The sequence below is a fragment of the Herbivorax alkaliphila genome, from assembly GCF_030848475.1.
In the GTDB taxonomy this organism is placed as follows: domain Bacteria; phylum Bacillota; class Clostridia; order Acetivibrionales; family Acetivibrionaceae; genus Herbivorax.
The window spans coordinates 57,442-81,255 of the sequence record NZ_JAVDDS010000013.1 but is presented as its reverse complement, the minus strand read 5'-3'; the positions used below and the strand labels follow the sequence as shown (position 1 = coordinate 81,255).

The 23,814-nt window shown below is 32.3% G+C and carries 24 protein-coding genes and 2 tRNA genes; all 26 read left to right on the top strand.

Annotated features, from left to right (window positions below; translation table 11 throughout):
• Window positions 1-80: 80 nt before the first annotated feature.
• The 26 genes from RBH29_RS06815 to RBH29_RS06690 all read left to right on the top strand — a co-directional run bounded on the left by RBH29_RS06815 (window position 81) and on the right by RBH29_RS06690 (window position 23,769).
• Window positions 81-155: transfer RNA gene (locus tag RBH29_RS06815), tRNA-Gly, on the top strand.
• An 8-nt stretch (window positions 156-163) separates the two neighbouring features.
• A tRNA-Gly gene (locus RBH29_RS06810) sits at window positions 164-237 on the top strand.
• A gap of 228 nt (window positions 238-465) precedes the next feature.
• Window positions 466-1,419 (top strand): HPr(Ser) kinase/phosphatase, encoded by a 954-nt coding sequence (hprK, locus tag RBH29_RS06805; RefSeq protein WP_306696018.1) that lies wholly within the window; start codon window positions 466-468, stop codon window positions 1,417-1,419.
• Window positions 1,416-2,141 (top strand): phosphatase, encoded by a 726-nt coding sequence (locus tag RBH29_RS06800; RefSeq protein WP_306696017.1) that lies wholly within the window; start codon window positions 1,416-1,418, stop codon window positions 2,139-2,141. Before hprK ends, RBH29_RS06800 begins: the two co-directional genes overlap by 4 nt.
• Before the next feature lie 82 nt (window positions 2,142-2,223).
• Window positions 2,224-3,147 (top strand): UDP-N-acetylmuramate dehydrogenase, encoded by a 924-nt coding sequence (gene murB / locus RBH29_RS06795; RefSeq protein WP_459076763.1) that lies wholly within the window; start codon window positions 2,224-2,226, stop codon window positions 3,145-3,147.
• Window positions 3,148-3,164: 17 nt separating this feature from the next.
• Complete coding sequence (gene rapZ / locus RBH29_RS06790; protein ID WP_306696015.1) at window positions 3,165-4,037, top strand: RNase adapter RapZ; 873 nt, start codon at window positions 3,165-3,167, stop codon at window positions 4,035-4,037.
• 74 nt (window positions 4,038-4,111) lie between these two features.
• Window positions 4,112-6,073, top strand: a complete 1,962-nt coding sequence (locus RBH29_RS06785; RefSeq protein WP_306696014.1) for an amylo-alpha-1,6-glucosidase — start codon at window positions 4,112-4,114, stop codon at window positions 6,071-6,073.
• Window positions 6,074-6,127: 54 nt separating this feature from the next.
• A complete protein-coding gene (gene whiA / locus RBH29_RS06780) occupies window positions 6,128-7,087 on the top strand; it encodes a DNA-binding protein WhiA (RefSeq protein WP_306696013.1) in 960 nt (319 codons plus the stop codon).
• A complete protein-coding gene (locus RBH29_RS06775; protein WP_306696012.1) occupies window positions 7,080-7,343 on the top strand; it encodes an HPr family phosphocarrier protein in 264 nt (87 codons plus the stop codon). Before whiA ends, RBH29_RS06775 begins: the two co-directional genes overlap by 8 nt.
• A 144-nt stretch (window positions 7,344-7,487) precedes the next feature.
• Entirely contained in the window at window positions 7,488-10,682 is a 3,195-nt protein-coding gene (locus RBH29_RS06770; RefSeq protein WP_306696011.1) for a carbohydrate-binding domain-containing protein, read from the top strand.
• Window positions 10,683-10,898: 216 nt separating this feature from the next.
• Complete coding sequence (gene spoIIAA / locus RBH29_RS06765) at window positions 10,899-11,243, top strand: anti-sigma F factor antagonist (RefSeq protein ID WP_306696010.1); 345 nt, start codon at window positions 10,899-10,901, stop codon at window positions 11,241-11,243.
• A gap of 2 nt (window positions 11,244-11,245) precedes the next feature.
• The gene (gene spoIIAB / locus RBH29_RS06760) at window positions 11,246-11,680 is read left to right on the top strand and encodes an anti-sigma F factor (RefSeq protein WP_306696009.1); all 435 of its coding nucleotides are present in this window, start codon (window positions 11,246-11,248) and stop codon (window positions 11,678-11,680) included.
• 43 nt (window positions 11,681-11,723) lie between these two features.
• A complete protein-coding gene (gene sigF / locus RBH29_RS06755; RefSeq protein WP_306696008.1) occupies window positions 11,724-12,464 on the top strand; it encodes an RNA polymerase sporulation sigma factor SigF in 741 nt (246 codons plus the stop codon).
• Between the two features lie 94 nt (window positions 12,465-12,558).
• Window positions 12,559-12,702, top strand: coding sequence for a hypothetical protein (locus RBH29_RS06750; RefSeq protein WP_306696007.1), 144 nt, complete (start codon window positions 12,559-12,561; stop codon window positions 12,700-12,702).
• A gap of 46 nt (window positions 12,703-12,748) precedes the next feature.
• Window positions 12,749-13,309, top strand: coding sequence for a stage V sporulation protein AE (locus RBH29_RS06745; RefSeq protein WP_306696006.1), 561 nt, complete (start codon window positions 12,749-12,751; stop codon window positions 13,307-13,309).
• A 422-nt stretch (window positions 13,310-13,731) separates the two neighbouring features.
• Window positions 13,732-14,196 (top strand): chemotaxis protein CheX, encoded by a 465-nt coding sequence (locus RBH29_RS06740; RefSeq protein ID WP_306696005.1) that lies wholly within the window; start codon window positions 13,732-13,734, stop codon window positions 14,194-14,196.
• A gap of 205 nt (window positions 14,197-14,401) precedes the next feature.
• Entirely contained in the window at window positions 14,402-14,890 is a 489-nt protein-coding gene (gene trmL / locus RBH29_RS06735; RefSeq protein WP_306696004.1) for a tRNA (uridine(34)/cytosine(34)/5-carboxymethylaminomethyluridine(34)-2'-O)-methyltransferase TrmL, read from the top strand.
• Between the two features lie 12 nt (window positions 14,891-14,902).
• Window positions 14,903-16,015: a M20/M25/M40 family metallo-hydrolase gene (locus RBH29_RS06730; RefSeq protein WP_306696003.1), complete on the top strand. Its 1,113-nt coding sequence runs from the start codon at window positions 14,903-14,905 to the stop codon at window positions 16,013-16,015.
• 32 nt (window positions 16,016-16,047) lie between these two features.
• The gene (locus RBH29_RS06725) at window positions 16,048-16,938 is read left to right on the top strand and encodes a DUF2156 domain-containing protein (RefSeq protein ID WP_306696020.1); all 891 of its coding nucleotides are present in this window, start codon (window positions 16,048-16,050) and stop codon (window positions 16,936-16,938) included.
• A gap of 123 nt (window positions 16,939-17,061) precedes the next feature.
• Window positions 17,062-17,901: a GGDEF domain-containing protein gene (locus RBH29_RS06720; protein ID WP_306696002.1), complete on the top strand. Its 840-nt coding sequence runs from the start codon at window positions 17,062-17,064 to the stop codon at window positions 17,899-17,901.
• A complete protein-coding gene (locus tag RBH29_RS06715) occupies window positions 17,892-18,620 on the top strand; it encodes an HD-GYP domain-containing protein (RefSeq protein WP_306696001.1) in 729 nt (242 codons plus the stop codon). The genes RBH29_RS06720 and RBH29_RS06715 overlap by 10 nt, the downstream gene beginning before the upstream one ends.
• A 67-nt stretch (window positions 18,621-18,687) precedes the next feature.
• Entirely contained in the window at window positions 18,688-19,737 is a 1,050-nt protein-coding gene (locus tag RBH29_RS06710; protein WP_306696000.1) for a 3-oxoacyl-ACP synthase III family protein, read from the top strand.
• Window positions 19,738-19,757: 20 nt separating this feature from the next.
• Window positions 19,758-20,000, top strand: coding sequence for a phosphopantetheine-binding protein (locus tag RBH29_RS06705; RefSeq protein WP_306695999.1), 243 nt, complete (start codon window positions 19,758-19,760; stop codon window positions 19,998-20,000).
• A 107-nt stretch (window positions 20,001-20,107) separates the two neighbouring features.
• On the top strand, window positions 20,108-21,148 hold the full coding sequence (locus RBH29_RS06700; RefSeq protein WP_306695998.1) for a ketoacyl-ACP synthase III: 1,041 nt from the start codon (window positions 20,108-20,110) through the stop codon (window positions 21,146-21,148).
• Between the two features lie 32 nt (window positions 21,149-21,180).
• A complete protein-coding gene (locus RBH29_RS06695; RefSeq protein ID WP_306695997.1) occupies window positions 21,181-22,680 on the top strand; it encodes a class I adenylate-forming enzyme family protein in 1,500 nt (499 codons plus the stop codon).
• 123 nt (window positions 22,681-22,803) lie between these two features.
• Window positions 22,804-23,769: an alpha/beta hydrolase gene (locus RBH29_RS06690; RefSeq protein ID WP_306695996.1), complete on the top strand. Its 966-nt coding sequence runs from the start codon at window positions 22,804-22,806 to the stop codon at window positions 23,767-23,769.
• The last annotated feature ends 45 nt before the right edge of the window (window positions 23,770-23,814 follow it).

The following is a 23,814-nucleotide window of genomic DNA, read 5'->3' as shown; positions in this document are numbered from 1 at the left end:
AACCGTGTGGAAAAATTCATTTTATTCTTGACAAAGTGAATATTAAAAGATATAATTAACTTTGCGATTGGTTGAGGAATGCGGGTTTAACTCAGTGGTAGAGTGTCACCTTGCCAAGGTGAAAGTCGCGAGTTCAAATCTCGTAACCCGCTCCAAGGGATATGCGGGTGTAGTTCAATGGTAGAACATCAGCCTTCCAAGCTGATTGCGAGGGTTCGATTCCCTTCACCCGCTCCATATTATTTGTGAAGGTTATGTATTTTTTAAAATACATAACCTTTTTTAAGTCTTGGAAGCCATTTTTACCATTTCTTAAGGTTTATTTTTATTTGCATTTAATATATAATATTGTGTTGATAGGATTAACTGTATTCTATTGAGTGGTATTAACTGCTCTAGTTGCAATTTTATAAAAAACTGCAAGAATATATTAAAGACAGTAAGATAATAAAAAGGGGCGATGGAATGTTTTCTGTTAGATTAACTGAAGTTATGGAAGAATTTCAACTTGAGCAGATTACAAAGTGTAAAATGCTAGATGAAATTATTATTACTTCTGCAGATATTAATAGACCGGGCTTACAGTTGGTTGGATATTTAGAATACTTTGGCACGGATAGAATACAGATAATTGGCAAGGTTGAAACAACATATCTTGCTGGTTTATCATCAAAAGATCGTTATTTACAGTTAGATGAATTTTTTAAAGTAGGTTTTCCATGTATGGTTGTTGCAAGAGGATTAGATGTTTTTCCAGAAATGATTGATGTAGCACATAAATATAGTATACCTGTTTTGAGAACAAATGATATCACATCCAGATTTTTGAGTGGATTAATCAGTTATTTAAATGTTCAATTAGCACCAAGAACATCAAAGCATGGAGTTTTTGTAGAAGTATACGGAGAGGGAATTTTAATATTAGGAGAGAGTGGAGTAGGAAAGAGTGAGACTGCTTTAGAGCTTGTAAAACGTGGACACAGGCTTGTGGCAGATGATAGAGTAGAAATAAGAAAGGTTTCCGATAAAACTCTTGTGGGAACAGCCCCGGACATAATAAGGCATTTTATTGAAATAAGGGGTATAGGCGTATTAGATGTAAAAAACCTTTATGGGGTAGGTTCTGTAAAGGTTACTGAAAATATAAATTTAGTTATTCAACTTGAGTTTTGGGATGAGAAAAAGAATTATGACAGACTTGGTCTGGTTGATGAAAATTTTGATATATTAGGGATAAATGTTCCAAGTCTTACCATTCCAGTTAGACCAGGAAGGAATCTGGCAATAATTACCGAAGTTGCTGCAATGAATACTAGACAAAAGAAGATGGGGTATAATGCAGCGGAAGTTATGAAAGAGAGAGTATTAGGAGTAATAAATAAATCAACGGTAGAAGAAGAATTGGAGGAAGAGATTTGAATATTGTTGTTGATACACATACCCATACTATAGCAAGTGGGCATGCTTATAGCACTTTGCAGGAAATGGCAATAGGGGCGGCAGAAAATAATATAGAAATGTTTGCAATGACAGATCATGGTCCTGCAATGAAAGGAGCCCCTTTTTTGTATCACTTTGGAAATTTGAGAGTTATACCTGAAGTTATAAATAATGTGAGAGTTGTAAAAGGCGCTGAGGCAAATATAATAGATTATTCAGGTGCTTTAGATATACCGGATGGATATCTTAAAAGGTTGGATTTTGCTGTTGCGAGTTTTCATGATATTTGTATTATACCGAGTAGTATAGATGAGCACACTAACGCTTTAATAAATGTATTAAAAAACCCTTATATTGATGCAATTGCACATCCAGGCAATCCTGTATTTCAAGTAGATATTCCTAAGGTAGTTAGTGCGGCTAAAGAATATAATAAATTTATAGAAATAAACAATCATTCTTTTGTGGTGAGACCTGGAAGTGAAAAAAACTGTATGGAATTTGCGAAGGAGTGCAAAAAGCAAGAAGTAAAAGTTGTTTGCGGAAGCGATGCCCATATAAGCTATCATGTTGGGAAATTTGATAAAATTTATGAATTATTTGAAAAAATTAATATGCCTGAAAAACTTATTATGAATACATCAGTATCTAATTTTTTAGAATATTTCAGGTTTAAAAAAGAAGAATTGCAGAAAAAATAAATATAAAAGATGTAACCTCATTCTTAATGTAAAATACTTTTACCATCTTTAATATAATAATAAATGAATAGCTTATAAGGGGATGGAATTATTGGATAAAAAGAGCCTAGCAAGTATTATTGAAAATATATTAGGAAATCAAAACGTAATGATTGATGAGCCTATGAAAAATCATTCTTCATTTAAAGTTGGAGGTACAGCAGATATTTTGGTTACTCCTGTTTCCTTTTTTCAGTTAAGTGAAGTTTTAAAGCTTTGCAAAAAAGAAAACATCCCGATATTTATAATGGGGAATGGAAGTAATCTTATTGTTTCTGATAAAGGCATAAGAGGAGTGGTTGTAAAGATTTCTGACAATCTTAGTGAATGTAGTGTCAAAGATGGTACTATTTTGGTACAGGGTGGCATGTTGCTTTCAAAAGTATCAAGGGTTGCACTTGAAAACGAGTTAACAGGTCTTGAGTTTGCAGCAGGTATACCTGGAACCATAGGAGGTGCTGTTGCTATGAATGCAGGAGCATATGGAGGAGAGATGAAAGATGTTGTAGCTTGTACGGAATATATGGACTTATATGGTGAAATAAAGACTTTACGTGGTTCGGAACACAAGTTTGGTTATAGATCAAGCTATATTTTAAAAAATTCAGGTATTGTTTTAAAATCTTTATTAAAGCTCAAAAAGGGTAAAAAGGGTGAAATAAAAGCTTTGATGGATGATTTTAATAAAAGACGTAAAGACAAACAACCCTTGGATATGCCAAGTGCAGGAAGTGTATTTAAAAGACCTGAAGGATATTTTGCAGGAAAATTGATTGAAGATTGTAATCTTAAAGGATGTAAAATAGGAGGGGCTCAAGTGTCAGAAAAGCACTGTGGATTTATTGTGAACACTGGAAGTGCAACAGCTTCAGATATACAAAACCTTATAGAACACATACAAAATACAGTTAAATCTACTTATGGAGTTGAATTACAGACAGAAGTAAGAGTTATAGGAGAACAGTAGAAAAATTGGAGGTACAAATGAGGTTGTTAATAATTACAGGTATTTCAGGTGCCGGGAAAAGTCTTGTGATAAAGCACCTAGAAGATATAGGGTTTTATTGTGTTGATAATTTACCACCACTTTTAATTCATAAATTTGTTGAGATATTTATTCAGAGCAGAGGAAAAATTGATAAAATTGCATTGGTTATTGATATAAGAGGTGGAGAATTGTTTAATGACCTTTTTCCAGAGCTTGAAGTGCTAAAGGATTTAGGAGTTTTATACGATATTTTATTTATGGAAGCCTCAGACAAAGTTCTTATAAAAAGATATAAAGAAAGCAGGCGTATACACCCATTAGCCCCTGAAGGAAGGCTTCATGAAGGTATAAAGCGTGAAAGAGAAATACTAAAAAAAATAAAAAAGAATGCTACATACATTGTAGATTCATCAAATTTAACGCCAAGACAACTTAAGGAAGAGATAGTGAATATATTTGAATACGGTAAAAAATTTGATGGAATAATAATAAACATTATTTCTTTTGGTTTTAAGTATGGTGCACCTATAGATTGTGATTTGGTTTTTGATGTTAGATTTATTCCTAATCCGTATTATATTGAATCTATGAGAAGTCAGACAGGAAAGAATGATATGGTTAGGGACTATGTTTTAGGCTTTACTGAAACAGAACGTTTTTTGATTAAGCTATGTGAAATGTTAGAGTTCTTAATTCCTAACTATGTAAAAGAAGGCAAATCACAACTTGTCATAGGAATAGGATGTACAGGAGGTAGACATAGATCTGTTGCTATTTCAAGGGCTTTATTCTCACATCTTTTAGAAAAAGGACAGAGAGTTATTATAGATCATAGAGATATAGAACGGGATAGTGCAGCTAAAAAGTAATTTTACAGTTTATATACAGTATAAAAAGTTAAAAGTCGCAGTTATTTAATAATATAAAAATGGAGGTTGTGACAATGAACTTTGGAAAATCAAATTGGAGAACATATGAACAGGGAATTCAAAAAGAATGGATCTTAACAAATGGAATAGGAGGTTTTGCATCATCAACTATAATTGGAGCTAATACTAGAAGGTATCATGGTCTTTTAGTGGCAGGTTTAAAACCTCCTGTTAACAGGCATTTAATTTTGTCAAAAATTGATGAGAGCGTCATAATTGATGGAGAGTCTTATAATTTGTTTTCTTATGAAGTTCCTGGTTTTGTTATGAAAGGCTATCACCATCTTGAAAGATTTGAATACAATTCATTACCTGAGTATGTTTATAGAGTTAGAGATTTATATATCAGAAAGAAAATTAGTATGATTTATGGAGAAAACACAGTTGCAGTAGTATATCATATTAAAAATGGGTCTGATGCTGCAAAATTAAGACTTACTCCCTTAATAAATTTTAGAGATTATCACTTTAATTCAAGTAAAGAGTATATGAACTTTACAAAAAACTTTGATTCAAGTACGTTAACAGTAAGGCCTTCTTACTATGATATTGATATTAATATTTTTTGCGATAGTGGTACTTTTAAAGATAATAATGATGGCTGGTTTTACAATATGGATTATGCTGTTGAAAGGGAGAGAGGGCTTGCTTCAACTGAAGACCATTATGTTCCAGGTTCTTTTGATGTTGAAATAGGTGCAGGAGAAGAAAAAGTTATTACAGTAATTTCAACTGTTGAAAAAGAAATAACCAACAAAGACGGGTTGGATATAATTAAAAAAGAAGAAAAAAGACAGAAGAAATTAGTTAGTGCTTCAAAGTATAAAGATGAATTTGCAAAAAAACTTGTTTTGGCGGCAGATGACTTTATTGTTTACAGAAAGTCAACAGATGCAAAGACAATTATAGCAGGTTATCCTTGGTTTACAGACTGGGGAAGGGACACAATGATAGCGTTAACAGGATTGACGCTTTCAACAGGTAGATTTGAAGATGCCAAAGAAATACTCTATACTTTTTCTAAATATGTAAAAGATGGATTAATTCCAAATATGTTTCCAGATGCAGGCAATGAGCCGCCATATAACAGTGTAGATGCTCCTCTTTGGTACTTTGAAGCTGTTAACAAATATATAGAGTATACAAAAGACTATGAATTTGTGAAAAAATACATTTATGAAGGGCTAAAGGATATTATAAATTCTTATAGCAAAGGAACTCATTTTAATATAAAAATGGATGAAGATTATCTAATTAGTGCAGGAGATGAAAAAACTCAGCTTACATGGATGGATGCAAAAGTAGGTGACTGGGTGGTTACACCAAGACATGGAAAAGCTGTGGAAATAAACTCCCTGTGGTACAATGCTTTAAAGGTAATGTCCTTGCTTTCAAAAAACTTTGAGGAAAACTACAGCTATTACAATGATTTAGCTTCTAAAGTAAAAAAATCATTTATAAAAAGTTTTTGGAACAAAGAAAAAGAATGCCTTTATGATTGTTTGATAAATGATGTTGGAGATGATAAGGTAAGGCCTAACCAAATAATGGCCGTAAGTCTTTCGAATGCAGTAATTGAGGGAGATAAGGCCAAGAAAGTTGTAGACAGAGTTTTTAAAGAGTTGTATACAGCTTATGGGCTTAGAAGTTTGTCTCCTGAATCAAAAGAGTATGCAGGAATATACATGGGAGATCAGCACAGAAGAGATGGTGCATATCATCAGGGAACAGTCTGGGCATGGCCTCTTGGGCAATTTATAACTGCATATGTTAAAGCAAATGGACGTTCAAAAAAGGCAAAAGAGATGGCTTTAAGGTTTATAGAACCCTTTAAAGATCATTTGGATGATGGATGTTTAGGTTCTATATCAGAGATATTTGATGGGGATGAGCCGTTGGTACCGAGAGGATGTTTTGCACAGGCATGGAGTGTTTCAGAAATATTGAGAGCATATTCTGAGGATATTTTAAAATAATTTAAGCTTTTGTGTTTCACATTGAGATTAATAGGTGTAGATGAGGTGTTTTAATTGTCGTTTTCATCGACGGTCAAAAATGAATTGTGCAGAATTACTACAGATGATAGGCTTTGTATGTTATCTGAGTTAGCATCTGTAGTTAGAATTAATGGTTATGTTAAAGCAATTAGTCACAATGAAATAAATTTGAGAATTACAACTGAAAATGCAGCGTTGGCAAGAAAGGTCTTTTCTCTAATAAAGGAGTTATACAGGGTAAATGCTGAAATGATAATAAGGCGAAGCAAAAAATTAAAAAAGCATGTTATGTATATATTAATACTAACTTACTCTAAAGGATTAAAAAAGATACTTGAGGATATTAATATTGTGTGCCATAATAAACAACCTAAGTATTTAACTTACATAGACTTGTTGAAAGGGAAAAAACACCAGAAAGCATATTTAAGAGGAGCATTTTTAGCTGCAGGTTCAATGAGTGATCCGGAAAAGACCTATCATTTAGAGATAATTACTCAAAGAATGGATGTTGCCAGTGAATTAAATGATTTGATTAGTAGCTTTAAACTTCATTCTAAAGTAATAAAAAGAAAAAGCAACTATGTTGTATATTTAAAAGAAGGTGAAAATATAGTTGATTTTTTAAATATAATAGGGGCTCATTCTGCCCTTCTAGAACTTGAGAATGTTAGAATACTTAAAGGAGTGCGCAACAATGTTAACAGAATTGTAAATTGTGAAACAGCAAATTTGCAAAAGACAGTAGATGCGTCAATAAGACAGGTTGAAAATATTAGATACATAAAAGAAAAATTAGGTTTTGCCAAGTTGCCTGAAAATTTGCAGGATATAGCAGTATTAAGGTTAAAATACAGCGATGCTAGTTTAAAAGAGTTGGGAGAAATGCTAACTCCATCTCTTGGTAAATCAGGTGTTAATCATAGGCTTAGAAAGCTTGATAATATTGCAGAGGAAATTAGAGACAAGAAGGAGGAAGTTAAAAATGGTTGAAAAAACTATTAAAATAATTAATCCAACAGGTCTTCATGCAAGACCGGCAGCTTTATTTGTTCAGACAGCAGGGAAATATACATCTAGTATTTGGATTAAATATGGTACTAAAAAGGTGAATGCTAAAAGTATAATGGGGCTTATGTCTTTGGCTATTTCTAAAGGTGCTTCTATAGTAATTGGTGCCGAAGGAGAAGATGAAGAACTTGCAATAAAAGAAATTGAAGATCTTATTACATCTGGGTTGGGAGAGTAAACTTTTTTATATTATACAAAAATTATTAAAAAATTATAAATATTATACATCGAAAATTGTTCCCCTATCGAACTTTAACTTAGAAAGATGATATGTATGTTTAATTCATACATACAAAATATTAACAAATAGGGGGAATAGTACATGAAAAGAGTAAGAAAAAAGTGTTTTAGTGCTTTAATGCTTGCGATTGTTATGGCTCTAGCCACCATAACTGCAAGTGCGGCTCCATTTTATGGCGACATTAATAAAGATGGAGTGGTGGACTCAACAGATGGTGTTGTTATGAACAGACATATTTTAGACATTGATAAAGTTAGTGATACTTCTATGATGGATCTTAATGGAGATGGTGTAATTGATTCAACTGATTATGTTCTTTTAAAGAGATATATTTTGGATATTATATCAGTATTTCCTGTTGAAGAGATGGATTCTGACCCAGATGATGGTTCATGGCAAAGTAATAATGGAACAATTGAATTGGGACATACAATAACCGCTTCAGGAAGAGGAGTATCTGTAGATGGTTCGATTGTTAACATAACAGCTGGTGGTGACCATGTAGTTACTGGAACTTTAACAGATGGTATGATATATGTAGAGACAGAAGATAAAGTTAGATTAACATTGAAAGATGCTAATATAACTAACTCTAACGGTCCAGCTATTTATTTTGAAAAGGTGGATAAAGGATTTATTACCATAGCAGATGGTACAGAAAATTACCTAGCTGATGGAAGTCCTTATAGTTATGAAGATGCTAGAGCAACTTTATTCAGCAAAGATGATCTTGTGATTAATGGAAAAGGTACATTGCATGTTGAAGGAAATGATAGGCATGGAATAAGAAGTAATAATGATTTAATTATAGAGGATGGGAATATTTTTATAAATGCTGCAACTGATGGCATAAACACAAGTGACAAGTGTGAAATTTTAGGAGGAAACATAAATATTGTTGCAGATTCAGATGGTATTGACATTGGAGAGACAATACTTATAGAAGACGGAATTATAAATATAGTATCTGAAGATGATGGAATAAAAGCTTCAGAGACTATTACCATCAAAGGGGGTACCTATGACATTAATGTTGCATCAGATGGTATTGATGGTAAGATGGATGTTATAATTGAAGGTGGAACATTTGATATAAAAGCAGGCAAACATGGAATAACAGCAAATGATGAGCTTATCATTAGCGGAGGAGATTTCAAAATTGATGCTACTTCAGATGGTTTAGACTGTGATGATGATGTTTTAATTACAGGTGGAGATTTTAACATAAGGGCAGGAAAAGATGGACTAAATGTAGAAGGTGACGTTACTATTACAGGTGGAGATTTTTACATGACTACCCATGATGAGGGTATTGATGGTGATGAAGATATTATAATTGAAGGTGGAACATTTGTGGTAGAAGCAGGGGATGACGGATTTCAAGCAAAAGGTGATATAATTATCATTGATGGTATTATTGACCTTAGTGCAGTGTCAGAAGGTTTTCAAAGTGGTGGAAGAGTTGAAATAAGAGATGGAAACATTGATATAACAGCGGGTTCTGCTATACGTGCAAAATACGACATAACAATAAACGGTGGAACAACTAATGTTACACAGTCAATAGAAGATCTTGAAAGTTATAGCGACGAAGTTAAAGTTAATGGTGGCCAGTTAAATATAACGACAGTAGCTGGAAATGATTTTGCAACTGAAAAAAATAAAGAGATATTGAGAGGAGATATTATCTTTTCTGAGCCTAGCAAAGCTTTTAGCAACAGTATTTCAGTTGAGCTAGATACAAGAATTGATAATGCACAGATTCGTTATACAACTGATGGAAGTGTTCCTAACAGCAATTCCCCAGTATATACAAATCCATTATCATTTACAACAACAACACAGCTTAGAGCACAGGCTTTTGTTAATGGAAATGAGAGAGGAAAAATGGGAAGTGCAGTATATGTTGCAACTGAAATAAATACAAGCCATGATATACCAGTGTTGATTTTGGATGCATATGGACAATCAAAGCCGGATCGTGAATATATAGATGCTGCATTTATGCTAATAGAACCAGATGGAAATGAAGTTTCTTTCTTAGAGGAGCCAGATGTTGCTACTCGTGCAGGGTTTAAATTACGCGGACAGTCATCGGCTAATTTTGAGAAGGCACCTTACCGAATAGAATTATGGAATAATGGGTATAGAGAAGATGCAAAGTATCCATTATTGGGTATGCCAGAGGATGGTGACTGGATAATTCTTTCTCCATTTCCGGACAAAGCTTTAATGCGTAATCCAATATCATATGAATTAGGAGAAGCTAAGGGGTTAACAGCGCCAAGATATAGGTTTGTAGAAGTTTATATTAATTTAGAAGGAGATACAGTGACTGATAGAGACTATGAAGGTGTATATCACCTTGTAGAGAGATTAGAAGTAAACTCGAGACGTGTAGATGTAGCAAGACTTGATGACGATGATTTGAGTGAACCAGAGATTACAGGTGGGTACTTTATGCAGTTTAATATGGGAGCAACTGATCCTCCATTAATAGAGGGTGATGGATGGAGTGAACTTGAAGTTACAGATCCAAGTGATTTAACCAGCGAACAATTGGCATGGATAGCCGATTATATTCAAAAAACTCATAATGCTATTCACAGTTCAAATCCTTCAGATCCTAATACGGGATATCCTGCATATATAGATGTTGATTCGTTTGTAGATTATATAATACATAATGAGTTAGCACTTCAAGGTGACTCATATGTTAGGAGTACACGTTTGCATAAGGACCGTGGAGAAAAGCTTGTAGCTGGACCACTTTGGGATTTTGACTTGGCATATGCTTCCTTCACTGGTTTTGGAGGCTTTGGTGGTGGAGGCACCACTGTAGAAGGATATCAATTCCAGCAAACAATGGATCGTATGATGGGCGGAGGCAGAGTTTGTGACTGGTGGGAAACACTAATGTATGATCCAAGCTTCCAGAGTAAAGTAAGGGAGCGTTGGGAAGAATTGCGTAGAGGTCCTTACTCTGATCAACAACTTAGAGCTTTAGTTGATAATTTAGCAGAACCAATAAAAAATGCCGCAGAGAGAAACTTTAACAGATGGAATATCCTTGGAACTCAAACTGTAGGTGGATTTGGTACACAAACTACTCAAACATGGGAACAACAACTTGATATTCTAAAAGATTTCTTAGTTCAAAGAGCTGCTTGGCTAGATAATGCTGGTTGGGAGACAGAACCTAACAGCGGAGGTGGCTGGGACTTCGGCGGCGGCGGAGGAGGCGACTGGGACTTCGGCGGTGGCGGAGGCTGGTAATGAAATTTAAAAAATCCTAAAAATCAAAAGCGAGAGGGGTCAAGTGCCTTTCTCGCTTTTAATCTTAAGGCTCTACTTTCTATGAGGTGGGTCTTTATCTTATCACTTTTTGTCGATATCTTTTTTTAATTTGACAAAAGCTTACAAGATTTTATGGAGGAAAAATTATATTAGTACAGAAATAGTAACAATAACCATTAGTGAAGGAGGATTATTTTGAAAGTTAAAATTTTGTATAAAGAAACTACTTTAATAGCCTGTTTATCAGGTGAGTTAGATCATCATTCTGCCGAATATGTAAGGCAGAAGATTGATAATGAACTAATGAAGTCATCAAATAGAAACATGATTTTTGACTTTTCACAAGTTAGTTTTATGGATAGTTCTGGAATCGGAGTTATTATAGGAAGGTACAAAAATATTCAAAAGTTAAACGGTGAGATGGCAATAATTAATGTAAATAATCGAGTTAAAAGGATATTTGAAATGTCAGGATTACTTAAGATAATACCAGCCTATGATAATATGGAAGAAGCTATAAAAAAATGTAAAGGGGAATAAAAATGCAGCCTGTAAATGAAATGAATCTGGAATTTTCCAGTAAGTCAACAAATGAGAGCTTTGCAAGAGTTGTTGCAGCAGCATTTGTATCACAGATTGATCCTACGCTAGAAGAACTTGCAGATGTTAAAACTGCAGTTTCGGAAGCGGTAACCAATGCAATAATACACGGATATGAAGATGGAAGTGGTTTTGTGAAGATGAATTGCAGACTATTTTATAATTTTGTGGAAATTACCATTATGGATGAAGGAAAAGGAATTGAAGATGTAACACTTGCAAGACAGCCTATGTATACATCTAGGCCTGAGATGGAGAGGTCAGGCATGGGATTTACTGTTATGGAAAGTTTTATGGATAAAGTAGAGATAACATCTGAAATTGGAAAAGGTACTAAAGTGTTTATGTGCAAGATATTTAAATCTATTGAGGAATAGATTTATTATCAAAATATAAAATACAAAAGATATAGGAGTAAATATGGATGATTTATTTGATAGAGAAACTTTGGATTTAATTAAAAAAGCTAAAACTGGTGATAAACATGTGCAATCTGTTTTAGTTGAAAAAAATGTAGGTCTTGTTTGGAGTATAGTTAGAAGATTTCAAAACAGAGGATATGAGTCTGAAGATATTTTTCAAATAGGTTGTATTGGACTTATCAAAGCCATTAATAAATTTGATGGTTCCTTTAATGTGAAATTTTCTACATATGCAGTTCCTATGATAATAGGTGAAATTAAGCGATTTATAAGAGACGATGGGATGATAAAGGTAAGTAGATCTTTAAAAGAGTTGGCTAGCAAAACAAGAATAACGAAAGAAGTTATGACTAAAGAATTTGGAAGGGAACCTTCTATAAATGAGATTTCTAAGCGGCTGGATGTTCCTAAAGAAGATATTGTGATGGCTTTAGAAGCAAATTATGCCCCTGAATCTTTGTATAGTACTGTAGGAGAGGGTGAGAACTCCTCTATGTTGCTAATTGATAGAATTGATAATGAAAGAAATAACCATGAAGTAGATCTTGTGGATAAAATAGATTTAAGGAACGTAATAGAAAAATTAAAGCCACGAGAAAGACAAATAATTGTTTTAAGGTACTATAAAGAGAAAACACAGTCACAAATTGCTAAAATGCTTGGTATATCTCAAGTACAGGTTTCTAGAATAGAGAAAAAGATATTAGAGGACATACGGAAAAAAATAAAGCATAATTAAAGAATCTTTGCATAATATAATTTATATATTATGCAACTTTTTTAGTATTCTAAAAAAGTTTTTGATATTATATATAAATTATTGAGGTGGAGATATGAGAGGAATATTAATGAAAAACAAAAAGTTTTTTATTATATTAAGCTTATTAATAATAATTGGAATTTTAGTTGCCTGTACTTTATATCAAAATAGTAATGAAATTCCATCAAAAGGCGTTTTCGTAATGAGAATAGATTGAATTAATTATAAAAACAAATAAGTTTACAAAAGAGGAAGATGGAAAAATGGAAAAGAAAAAAGTAATTATTGTCACTGACGGTGATATGTCTGCTAAAAGAGCAGTTGAAATTGCTGCTATTAATGTTGGTGGTAGAGCCATTTCAGCTTCAGCAGGAAATCCCACTCCTTTAACAGGAGTAGAAATAATAGAACTTGTAAAAAAAACTGATGAGGAACCTGTTATTGTAATGGTTGACGACAAGGGAAATAAAGGGGTAGGGCAGGGAGAACAGGTTATGGAGACATTGCTAAACAGTGATAGTATTAATATTATTGGGATTGTAGTGGTATCTTCTAAGGGCAAAGATTGCAGAAAATTAAAACTTGCCTGTTCTATAACAAAGAATAACAAGAAGGTAAATAAGCCTGTAAATAAATATGGAAATCCAGTTAGTAAAGATGTGATATGTGGAGATACATTGGGAATACTAACAGGTAAAAAAGATTTATTAATGGTAGGTATTGGAGATCCGGGAAAAATGGACTACAAAGATGAGTTATTAAAAGGTTCTCCTGTCACAACCAGAGCAATTAAAGAAATTTTAAAAAGAAATGATACAAATTGAATATGTATATATTGGTGCTTTTTTCTTTATCTGCTTAACATAAAAAAGTAGTTAAAAAAGAAGGATTTTATAGTGTGATTATAGAATATATAACTAAGCACTTTTATTTCGACACCTAAAGTTGGTAAAACTTTGTGAGTCTAGTGAATTCGTTTAGCTAAAGCTAAACATGATGCTTCAGGTGGACTTTTAGAACAAGATAAATAATGCCTTAAAACTGAAAGAGACAAATGCTTTGAATGTTTATTATAATAATTCATTTCTTGTATAGGAATGCCTTAGAAATAACGCCCTATTCTTAAGGACAAAATCCCGATGATTTAACGGTTTTTAGATGATGAGAATTGGATGTTATTTTTTAGCCATTACATAGCATCATTTTGTAAGTCAATCATTCAACTAAAAGAAGGTGGTAGTAGAATATGAATGTGGAATATATAAATCCGTTTATTGAAGCAAGTCAAGTGGTACTAAAGCAAATAGCAGGAATAGATGCTAAATTGGGATCAATTTTTGTAAAGACTTCTCCTTACGCCAGTGATAATATACTTATTATTGTAGGACTTACCGGGAATATTAAAGGTCAGGCAGTTTTTGCTATGAATAAATCTGTTGCACTTGATATTGCTTCAAGTATGATGGGGGGGATGGAAGTCAATGAATTAGATGAGATTTCTAAAAGTGCTATATCTGAGCTTACAAATATGATACTTGGAAATGCAGCTACTATACTTTACAACAATGGGGTTGGCATTGATATTACCCCTCCTTCCTTTCTTATGGGAAACAATATGCAGATATCTACCAATAAAATGAATACTATATGTGTTCCTCTTTTACTTGGAGACAACAAACAATTACAAATTGATATTTCAGTAGTTAAATAATTAATTCTAAAATATTTTTTCTATAATGATTCAAATCTTTTGGCACACCATTAAAAAGTTCATTTGTTTCTAAGACTCCATCTTCTAATTGAGATAGAGTTATTTTTTGTGTACAATATAATTGTAGCTGCCGTTGGAATATGTTATAATATTATAACATTTAACAAAAAAGACATTATGATTTGAGAGGAGCTTAAAAGAAAGAATGAACATAGTTTTAGTTGAACCTGAAATACCACAAAACACAGGAAATATTGCCAGAACATGTGCGGCAACAGGTGCTAAGTTGCACATGGTTAAACCTTTAGGGTTTTCTGTAGATGATAAATATTTAAGACGTGCTGGAATGGATTATTGGAATCAAGTTAATGTAAAATATTATAATAGCTTTGAAGAGCTAAATGATAAATACAGTGATGGTGTTTTCTTTTTTGCTACTACAAAAGCTGTTAATTCTTATGTGGATGTAGACTATCCGGAAAATTCTTTTATTGTATTTGGAAAAGAAACAGCAGGTTTGCCTGAAAAGCTTTTGTTTGAAAATAAAAGCAGTTGTATAAGGATTCCTATGAAAGAAGATTCAAGGTCTTTAAATCTTTCCAATTCTGCTGCAATCATATTATATGAAGCCTTACGGCAAAACAATTTTAAAAGTTTAAGTTCAAAAGGGAAACTTACACAGTATACGTGGTAAGGAGTGAAGATAATGGTTAATAAAGACAGAGTTGTAGACGAATTTATTCAATTAATAAAAATCGACAGCATTTCTCTGGATGAAAGAGAGATGGCAGATAAATTAAGAATTAAATTGCTCAAAGAAGGTTTTAATGTAAAAGAAGACGATGCAGCAAACAAAATAGGAGGTAATTCAGGAAATCTTATATGCAATATTAAGGGAAATAAAAATGTTCCTCCAATTCTTTTAATGGCTCATATGGATACAGTATCTCCAGGCATAGACAAAAAACCCAAGATAGAAGGAGATTTTATAAAATCAGATGGAACAACTGTACTTGGAGGGGATGATGTTGCAGGTATTGTATGTATCTTAGAAACTGTTAGAGTTTTAAAAGAGCAAAACATAGCACATGGAGATATTTATATTGTTTTTACAGTTGCAGAAGAGCTTGGATTGTTAGGAGCAAAGAATCTTGATTTTAGCTTAATTGATGCAAAATATGGCTTTATTATGGATTTGGGTGGAGAAATTGGATATGCAGCTGTAGCAGCACCTACCCAGAATACATTTGATATAAAAATCACAGGAAAAGCTTCCCATGCAGGGATTGAACCAGAAAAGGGAATAAGTGCAATTCAAATAGCAGCTGATGCAATATCAAAGATGAAACTTGGAAGAATAGATGATGAAACAACTGCTAATATTGGAACTATAAAAGGAGGAGAAGCTACCAATATTGTATGTGAAAATATTGAGGTGCGTGCAGAAGCAAGGAGTAGAAAAGATGAAAAACTAAAAGAACAGACCGAGCATATGAAGAGGTGTTTTAAAGATTCTGCTGATAGATTTGGAGGAAAGGTTGTCTTTAAGACAGAGCATCTTTATCCTGCATTTAACATTAATGAGAATGAAGATATAGTGTCTATTCTAAAAGCTGCATCTAAAAAGACAGGAATAGAATTAAAATTAGGAAAAACTGGTGGAGGAAGCGATACCAATATAATAAATTCTAAAGGCATAAAAGCAGTTGATTTAAGCGTTGGTATGGATAAAATTCACAGTGTAAAAGAACAGATTAATATTCATGATATGGTAAAGGCTTCAGAATTTTTAATTGCTATAATACAATCAGTTTACTAATATATTCAACTTAAAAATAGGGAGGTTTTTTTCTGGAAAAAATAACATTAGAGCATAAAAGTTTATTTGATAATTATCTTAATCAAAGCAATTTTACTTCATCAGAAATGAATTTTACTAATTTATTTATGTGGAGAGATTTCTATAAATTTGAGTTTTTTAAAATAAATGAGATGATATGTTTAATAGCGGCTCCAGAAGAAGAGGAGCCATTTGCCTTTGCTCCTATAGGCAATTACACTTCCAGCAAATTCAAAGCCTGCATAAATGCTATAAAAGAGTATTTTTATGAAAAAGGCTGGAAGGTTGTATTTAGAAGAGTTGAGGAAAACAAGTTGCAGTATTTCGAAAAACATATAAGTGAACAAATAAAAGTTGAATATGACAGAGATAACAGTGATTATATTTATTTGTCAGAGCATTTAATAAATTTAAAAGGCAGGAAATATCACAACAAAAGAAATCACATAAATGGTTTTTTGAAAAAATATAAATACGAGTATGTTAAATTAACCAAAACACACATAGAGGATGCTTTAATAGTTGGTGAAGAGTGGTACTCTAAAAGAGATGATAAACAAACAAGCGGCATATATCTAGAAAAATTAGCAAATGAAGAGCTTTTAAAAAATTATAATAGATTAGACTGTATAGGTGGATTGGTTAAAGTTAATGGGAGATTTGAAGCCTATACAGTTGGAGAAATATTTGGTAATAATTATGCAGTAATTCATATTGAAAAAGCAAATAGTGATATAAAAGGGCTTTATTCGTTTATTAATCAAAAGTTTTGTGAAAACGAGCTGGGAAATGTTTTATTTATAAACAGAGAACAAGACCTTGGCATAAAAAGTTTAAGAAGAGCTAAAAACTCCTACAATCCTATTAAATATACAAATAAATATAATATATATATTAACTAAACAGAATTTTTATTGTTAATTTTATAATATTCTAGGGAAATTAATGAAGGTTTTTATAGAAATATATCAAAAATTGAAGTATAATAGTACTAAGGAACTATATATAAAAATATGGGGTTAAATATGGACAATACAGTAAAGAATTTGGACGAAAAACTAAATTTAACATGTAATGAGAATCAGGACTCTTCAAAGAGAGTTTTTAAACGTTTAATTGAGCAGTACTTAAATACTGTTTTTGGGAAAGTTGAGCTTATAATATACTTTTTATTTGCATTTACTCTATCTATTGCTCAACTGCTTTCTCCTGATACACAACACAATTTTAGAGGTTTTGTAACTAATATTCAGTCATCAATACTTATTGTAATTGCATTTAGGTTTGGATATTTAGGATTAATGGTGGCGGGTTTTATTATTAGTTTTGATATAATGGCAATGCTTATTATATACAATAGTGTAGAAATGATGTCATGGGCAGTTTTAGGGTTGTCTCTTAAAATATCTACAGGGATAATCGCTGTTTTTGTTGCTATACTTTCCTATAGACAGGATGTTCAGAAAAAAAAGCTTGAAATGTTGGCTATTACAGATGAATTGACTGGTGCATATAATCAGAGATTTTTTCATAATGTTCTTAATGAAAAAATACAAAATGCAAAAAAAGATGAATGCTCTTTAGGGCTTATAATGTTAGATATTGATGATTTTAAAATGTATAATGACATATACGGCCATAGCTTTGGAGATATGATTTTAAAAGAAACAGTTATGCTTCTAAAAAATATAGCAGATGAAGAAGCCTGCATATGCAGGTATGGGGGAGATGAGTTTGCAATAATAATGAGTGGAGCAAATTTAGAATGTTTAGAAAGGGAAGCAAAAAGGATTCAGAATGATTTCGAACAAAAAAAGCTATATATTATCATAGTGTTTTATATGACAAACTCACATTGTCTATAGGTTTTTCAGAATATCCAAATAAGGCTAGCAGCAAAAATGAGCTTATATATCAAACGGATATGGCGTTATACCATGCTAAAAACTTAGGAAAAGATAAAGTGCATTTATATAAGGACGCTATTTTACAAATTCGTAAAAATATTAGTTCAGATCATCAACAGTTAATAGGTATATTCAAAGGGCTTCTTAGTACAATATCAGCAAAAGATAAGTATACACTAGGACATTGTGAACGAGTTTCTACATATGTAGTAAAAATTGGGGAGGCAATGGAGCTTGATTTAAAAGAAATATCTACAATTCAATATGCAGCACTTTTACATGATATTGGGAAAATTGAGATTCCTAAATTTATTCTTAACAAGAAAGGCTCACTTACTAAAGGGGAAATTGAATTGTTGCATCAGCATCCCATATATAGTCAGAATATTTTAGAGCCGTTGGAAGGAATGGATCAACTTATAGATTATGTGCGACATCATCATGAGAGATTTGATGGAAAGGGATATCCTGATGGACTTGCAGGGGAAGATATAAGTCTTGGTTCAAGGATACTGTGTGTAGCAGATTCCTTTGATGCAATGATATCTGAACGTCCATATAGCAGGAAAAAGTCTATAACGCAAGCATTTAAAGAGTTGGAAGATAAAGCAGGAAGACAATTTGATCCTGAAATTGTCAAAGTATTTATAGATGTGATGAAAAATCATTATTCGTAATTGTTTTTAACTTTATAAAAAAATAGATTAAGATAAAAAATTATATTTATAAAATGGTGGGGATGTTATGAGTAACTTAAAAGTTTATTTTCCAAAAAACAAAAGAAAAAATATAAGTAGGTTTTGTAAGATATTACATTCGGCTTCATTTTTTCCTAAAAACACTTTGACAAATGAAGAAATAATAAAAAATAATTCTCTTTCGTTTAAAAGCAATATAATTGAAAAGACGGTTGGAGTAAAAACAAGACATGTTGCAGACGAGTCCTATGATGACAGTGACGTGCTTTTAAAGTCTGCAAAGAAATGTCTTGATATGTACTCATTTTGTCCAGACAATCTTTCAAGAATCATAGTAAACAAATACTATGGTGACAATCTTTTGCCAATGACTGCAAGCAGGCTGCAAGGAAAGCTTGAAAGCAATGTTGCTATGCATTCTTTTGATGTAGATGGTGGAATATCTTCATTTTTGCATTCGGTAGATTTGATTTCAAGATATATAAGTACAGGGGACGAATATATTCTTTTATCTTCAGGAGGTATTCACACAAAGCTTATAAACAAAAAAGATCCAAGAGTAGCATTTTTATTTGGAGATGCATCTGCTTCGCTGTTGTTTGGAGTATCAGAAAAACAACATATTTTGGCCAGTTACTTTTACTCAAATTATGAGTATTACGACTTGGCGACTTCTGTAAGCCCTTTAAACGCAATAGATGGAACTGATGAAACGGTGCCTTTGGAAAAGTCAACATACATATATGATACATATAAAATGGATAACTGGAAAAAAGCTGAGGATTTCTACAGAGAGGCTACTGCCCAAGTAGCTGACAATTTACTCCAAGAAAGTGGACTTAAGATGAATGATATTGATTTAGTGTTGGTTACGGAAAACAATAAAAAAATATGGGAACTTACTTTGGAAACATTGGGAGTTAGTCAAGATAAAAGTATTTCATTGCTAAATGATTGTGGAAATACCATGTCTGCTATGCTTCCATTGTTAATAGATAAAGGAATCAAATCCGGCAAAATTGTTGAAGGAATGAATGTAATGATGATTTCTCACGGAGAAGGAATAAGTGGTGGTGGAATTATCTACAAATTCTAATGTTTGGGAGGAGATGTAGTATGGAGTATAATGACATTTATCAAAAAGCAAAAGAATTGATAGTTGATTATCTACGTGTTGAAGAAAATGAGGTAAATTTAGAAACAGATTTGGTAGAAGATCTCTGTGCCGATTCAATAGCATTGGTAGAATTAGGTTTTAAGTTTTCAGAGACTTTTTCAGTTCCAATGATTGATGCAAAACCAGAATTATTTGTAGTGAAAAATATTGTTGATTTTTTGCAAGAAAATGGAATGAATTAACAATGGTGTTTTGAGCCCTTAAAGTATGATGGCAGTAAATATAGAAAAACTCTAGGCAATGATACAAAGAAATTAAAAAAATAATATTTAATATAAGGGGGGGCACAATGAAAAAAGATATTTCATTTCCAGATATTAAACCTTTACATATCAATAGGTATGCAAAAGTAATGTCTATTGGTGTTGGTATTCCTAAAAAAGTCATGACTAATCAGGATATTATAGACAAATATGATTATGTGGCTACTGATAGAGCTGTTCAGTTTTCCATTGGCATAAAGGAAAGAAGATGGGTCAGTGAAGATGAAAGTCTTGAAGGTTTAATGGCTCAGGCAATTGCCCAGTGCTTGGAAAGAGCAAATGTTGATATTGAATCAGTAGACAGAATCATATATACAAGGCTTCTTGGGGCACAAAATGCTCCAGCTTCGGCTATAGCAGCGTTAAAAAGACTTGGTGTCAAAAAAGGAATACCTGGATTTGATGTAACCTGTGCATGCAGTGGTTTTATGCATGTTATGGATATGGCATTAAGATATATTGCATCGGGAGATGACTATGTCCTTGTTATAGGAGGTGGGATAACATCTAAGAGAATACAGCAATGTAAAGAACCAAACTCTAAAACAGTGTTTTTGTTTGGAGATGGTATTGCTGCAATGCTTTTAGGGCGTTCTGAGGTTAAACATTTCTTGTCTTCTTATCTTTTGACAAATCATTTGTTGTACGATAATGCTTTGATTCCTTGTGGAACTACCTTACTTACAAAAGATTATGAAGATACCAATTATGATATTCTAACTATGAAAATTAATGATGGAAAAATAATTTTAGATTCGGCAATAGAATATACAAAAATAATAGTTGATAAACTTTTGTCTGAATCTAAAATGACTCTAGATGAGGTGGATCATTTTATAACTTCAGATCAATCAACTAAAATATGGGAAGCTCAATTAAAGGCTTTGGGAATTCCCTTTGAAAAGAGTTTGAGTTTGTTTAGTAAGTATGGAAATACTGTGGCAGCCATGAGTCCTTTAATACTTAATGAGTTAATAAGCTCAAAAAGGATACAAAGAGGGGATGTTGTAATGATGTTGGCACATGGTGCTGGAGCAAGCAGCGGAGGAATGATTTTCAGGTTTTAAATAAAATACTATATTTTTAGGGGGGGATTAGCATGAATTATTGTGATTTTTTATTTGATACTGACGGGAAATATCTTGACAATGAGGCAATTGTTGATGTAGAAAAAGGGGAAAGATTTTCATTTAAGGAACTTCAAAATGCAGTTTTAAAAGTTGCAGATTTTTTAAAGTCAAAGGGATATGAGCCTGGAATGGTTATATCCACCCACTTATATAATGGGGCTGAAACTGCTATTGTTTTATTGGCTGCTCAGTACATAGGGTGTGTTATATGTCTTATAGACCCTCTATATAAAGCAGATGAACTGCCTTATTATATAGAGGACTCTGGTTCTTCCTGTATAGTTACGCACCTTAAAAAGAAAAGTGTAGAAGATGTTTATAAAGGCGATGTTGAAATATTTGAAGAAGAAGAGATAAGGCAGGTTTATAAAAATACTGATAAGAGCATTTGCAAAAAAATAAATATGTATGAATTTGATAAAGATGAACTGGCAATGCTTTTATACACATCAGGTTCAACCTCAACTCCTAAAGCGGTTATGCTTTCTACAGGATGCTATAATGTATTTCTTGAAAAGAGTAATATGTCAATGTATAGATATAAAAATGAAGACAAGCTACTTTGCTTTGTGCCCTTTTCACATGCATTTGGTTCAATATCTTTGCTTATTCCTGCTCTGGCACATAAAGCTGCAGTTGTTTTTTTAAGGTCTTTTCATCCATTAAAAGTTGCAGATACAATATCAAAAGAAAATATAACACATATTTATGGTGTTCCTACACACTATAAACAGCTATTAAGATATGAATCTAATATTAAAGATCTTAGAAAGCTTAAGGCGGCATTTTGTGCAGCTGCTCCTTTAAGTTATGATACAGCTAAATTGTGGTTTGACAAGGTAGGAATATATTTAGACGAAGGATATGGTTTATCAGAGGCGTGTACTCTTATAGCAACAAGGATTTCAAAGCTTCCTGAGCCTTCTGGCAATGTAGGTTTTCCGCCTGAGGGAATTTTAGAGATAGAGGCAGTTAATGAAAATGGAGAGGTAATGGAAGAGGGAATTATAGGTGAGTTAAGAGTTAGGGGAAAAGGCTTGATGCTTGGATATTTAAATCGTCCCCAAGAGACATCAGAAAGAATGAAAGATGGATGGCTTTATACAGGAGATTTTGGCTATAAAAGGAGCAATGGCTCATATGTTGTATGTGGGAGAAAAACTGAGTTTATCAATGTTGCAGGTTTAAAAATTTCTCCTATAGAAATAGAGGCAGCATTAAACTCTTATCCAGATGTTGTTGATTCAGCAGCTTTTGGTGTTAGTGACAGTCTTTATGGAGAAGTTGTAAAGGCTTGTGTTGTCTTAGAAGAGGGAGCAGTGGTTAATGAAAGAGATTTAATAAAATATCTTTCAGGAAAAATTGCAAACTTTAAATTGCCTAAAAAAATAGAATTTATTGATAAGCTTCCAAGAAATAATGTAGGTAAAATAGATAAAAAAGCATTGAAAAGCCAAAAAACAATGTAGTAAAATTTTCAAAACTTGAGTTTGCTCACATTTGAGGTTATAACTTATATTTTTAACCTTTAAGTGGGAAATTGTTTAAGGAAAGTAAGATAAGCTTTATTTTACGTGGGGAGGAGAGCTTATATGAATGAATCCAGTTCAAAATTTGTTGACAATATTGCTATTGAAAAAATTAAAAGTGAAAAACTTCTTAGAGTAAGTCATTCACCAAAAAATTCACATTTTATTTATGATGAACTATCTTTACTTAGTATAAATAGTAAAAAGGTTGATAGTTCCAAATTAAAATATTCAAAAAGTACTAATGGTTTTGATCTTATTAAAATACCTTCAATTTACAAGACATTGCCATATAAAGAAAATAACACAATTTATTTATATAATAGTCCTTGTGAAGATAGTGTAGGAAACATTTTATTTGTTCATGGACTTTATGATGAGCATTTATTAAATTATACATTTTTAATTAAAATGCTAAATAAATTGAAGTTTAATGTATTTATGATGACATTACCCTATCATCATAAAAGAAAGCCAAAAAATAGTCTTTTTAGTGGGGAATATTTTTTAAGTGCAGATGTGTATAGAACAAAAAAGGCTTTTATTCAATCTGTTTATGACATTGAAGCTTCTGTGCAGTTTGTTAATTATACTGATAAAAAACCCTTAATGCTTGTTGGGTTTAGCATGGGGGGATGTGTTTCTTTAAAATATTATACTATTAAAAATAAAGCAAATAGTGTTTTCTTAATAAATCCTGTTGCCGGGTTATCAAGACTTATATGGGATAATCCTATGTTAGGGTCAATCAGAAACGATCTTAGAAAGCATGGATGGGATGAGAAATCAACAGAAGTTGTATTTGAAGAAGTAGACGTATTAAATAATATATCTCCTGATGTGGATTTTAGACCTGTTGCACTTGCATATTCAATTTATGATCAGCTTATTGAAGAAAAAAAATATAAAAGCTTTGTTCAAAAAACAGATATTGAAAATATTAATATTTATCATGCAGGTCATCTGAACATTTTAAGAGTACCAAAACTTTCTAGAGATATTTATGATTTTTTCTTAGAAGTTAATTAATGTGTTTTTTAAAATTAGGAATTTTCTTTTAGAGAAGTATCAGGC

Excerpts from the sequence above, each read along its gene's own strand:
- trmL (WP_306696004.1), top strand. The coding sequence starts at position 14,402 with ATGAACATAGTTTTAGTTGAACCTGAAATACCACAAAACACAGGAAAT.
- RBH29_RS06705 (WP_306695999.1), top strand. The coding sequence starts at position 19,758 with ATGGAGTATAATGACATTTATCAAAAAGCAAAAGAATTGATAGTTGAT.
- RBH29_RS06785 (WP_306696014.1), top strand. The coding sequence starts at position 4,112 with ATGAACTTTGGAAAATCAAATTGGAGAACATATGAACAGGGAATTCAA.
- spoIIAB (WP_306696009.1), top strand. The coding sequence starts at position 11,246 with ATGCAGCCTGTAAATGAAATGAATCTGGAATTTTCCAGTAAGTCAACA.
- rapZ (WP_306696015.1), top strand. The coding sequence starts at position 3,165 with ATGAGGTTGTTAATAATTACAGGTATTTCAGGTGCCGGGAAAAGTCTT.
- RBH29_RS06700 (WP_306695998.1), top strand. The coding sequence starts at position 20,108 with ATGAAAAAAGATATTTCATTTCCAGATATTAAACCTTTACATATCAAT.
- hprK (WP_306696018.1), top strand. The coding sequence starts at position 466 with ATGTTTTCTGTTAGATTAACTGAAGTTATGGAAGAATTTCAACTTGAG.
- RBH29_RS06750 (WP_306696007.1), top strand. The coding sequence starts at position 12,559 with ATGAGAGGAATATTAATGAAAAACAAAAAGTTTTTTATTATATTAAGC.
- RBH29_RS06710 (WP_306696000.1), top strand. The coding sequence starts at position 18,688 with ATGAGTAACTTAAAAGTTTATTTTCCAAAAAACAAAAGAAAAAATATA.
- RBH29_RS06720 (WP_306696002.1), top strand. The coding sequence starts at position 17,062 with ATGGACAATACAGTAAAGAATTTGGACGAAAAACTAAATTTAACATGT.
- RBH29_RS06690 (WP_306695996.1), top strand. The coding sequence starts at position 22,804 with ATGAATGAATCCAGTTCAAAATTTGTTGACAATATTGCTATTGAAAAA.
- murB (WP_459076763.1), top strand. The coding sequence starts at position 2,224 with ATGGAATTATTGGATAAAAAGAGCCTAGCAAGTATTATTGAAAATATA.
- RBH29_RS06745 (WP_306696006.1), top strand. The coding sequence starts at position 12,749 with ATGGAAAAGAAAAAAGTAATTATTGTCACTGACGGTGATATGTCTGCT.
- RBH29_RS06770 (WP_306696011.1), top strand. The coding sequence starts at position 7,488 with ATGAAAAGAGTAAGAAAAAAGTGTTTTAGTGCTTTAATGCTTGCGATT.
- RBH29_RS06775 (WP_306696012.1), top strand. The coding sequence starts at position 7,080 with ATGGTTGAAAAAACTATTAAAATAATTAATCCAACAGGTCTTCATGCA.
- RBH29_RS06740 (WP_306696005.1), top strand. The coding sequence starts at position 13,732 with ATGAATGTGGAATATATAAATCCGTTTATTGAAGCAAGTCAAGTGGTA.
- sigF (WP_306696008.1), top strand. The coding sequence starts at position 11,724 with ATGGATGATTTATTTGATAGAGAAACTTTGGATTTAATTAAAAAAGCT.
- RBH29_RS06730 (WP_306696003.1), top strand. The coding sequence starts at position 14,903 with ATGGTTAATAAAGACAGAGTTGTAGACGAATTTATTCAATTAATAAAA.
- RBH29_RS06695 (WP_306695997.1), top strand. The coding sequence starts at position 21,181 with ATGAATTATTGTGATTTTTTATTTGATACTGACGGGAAATATCTTGAC.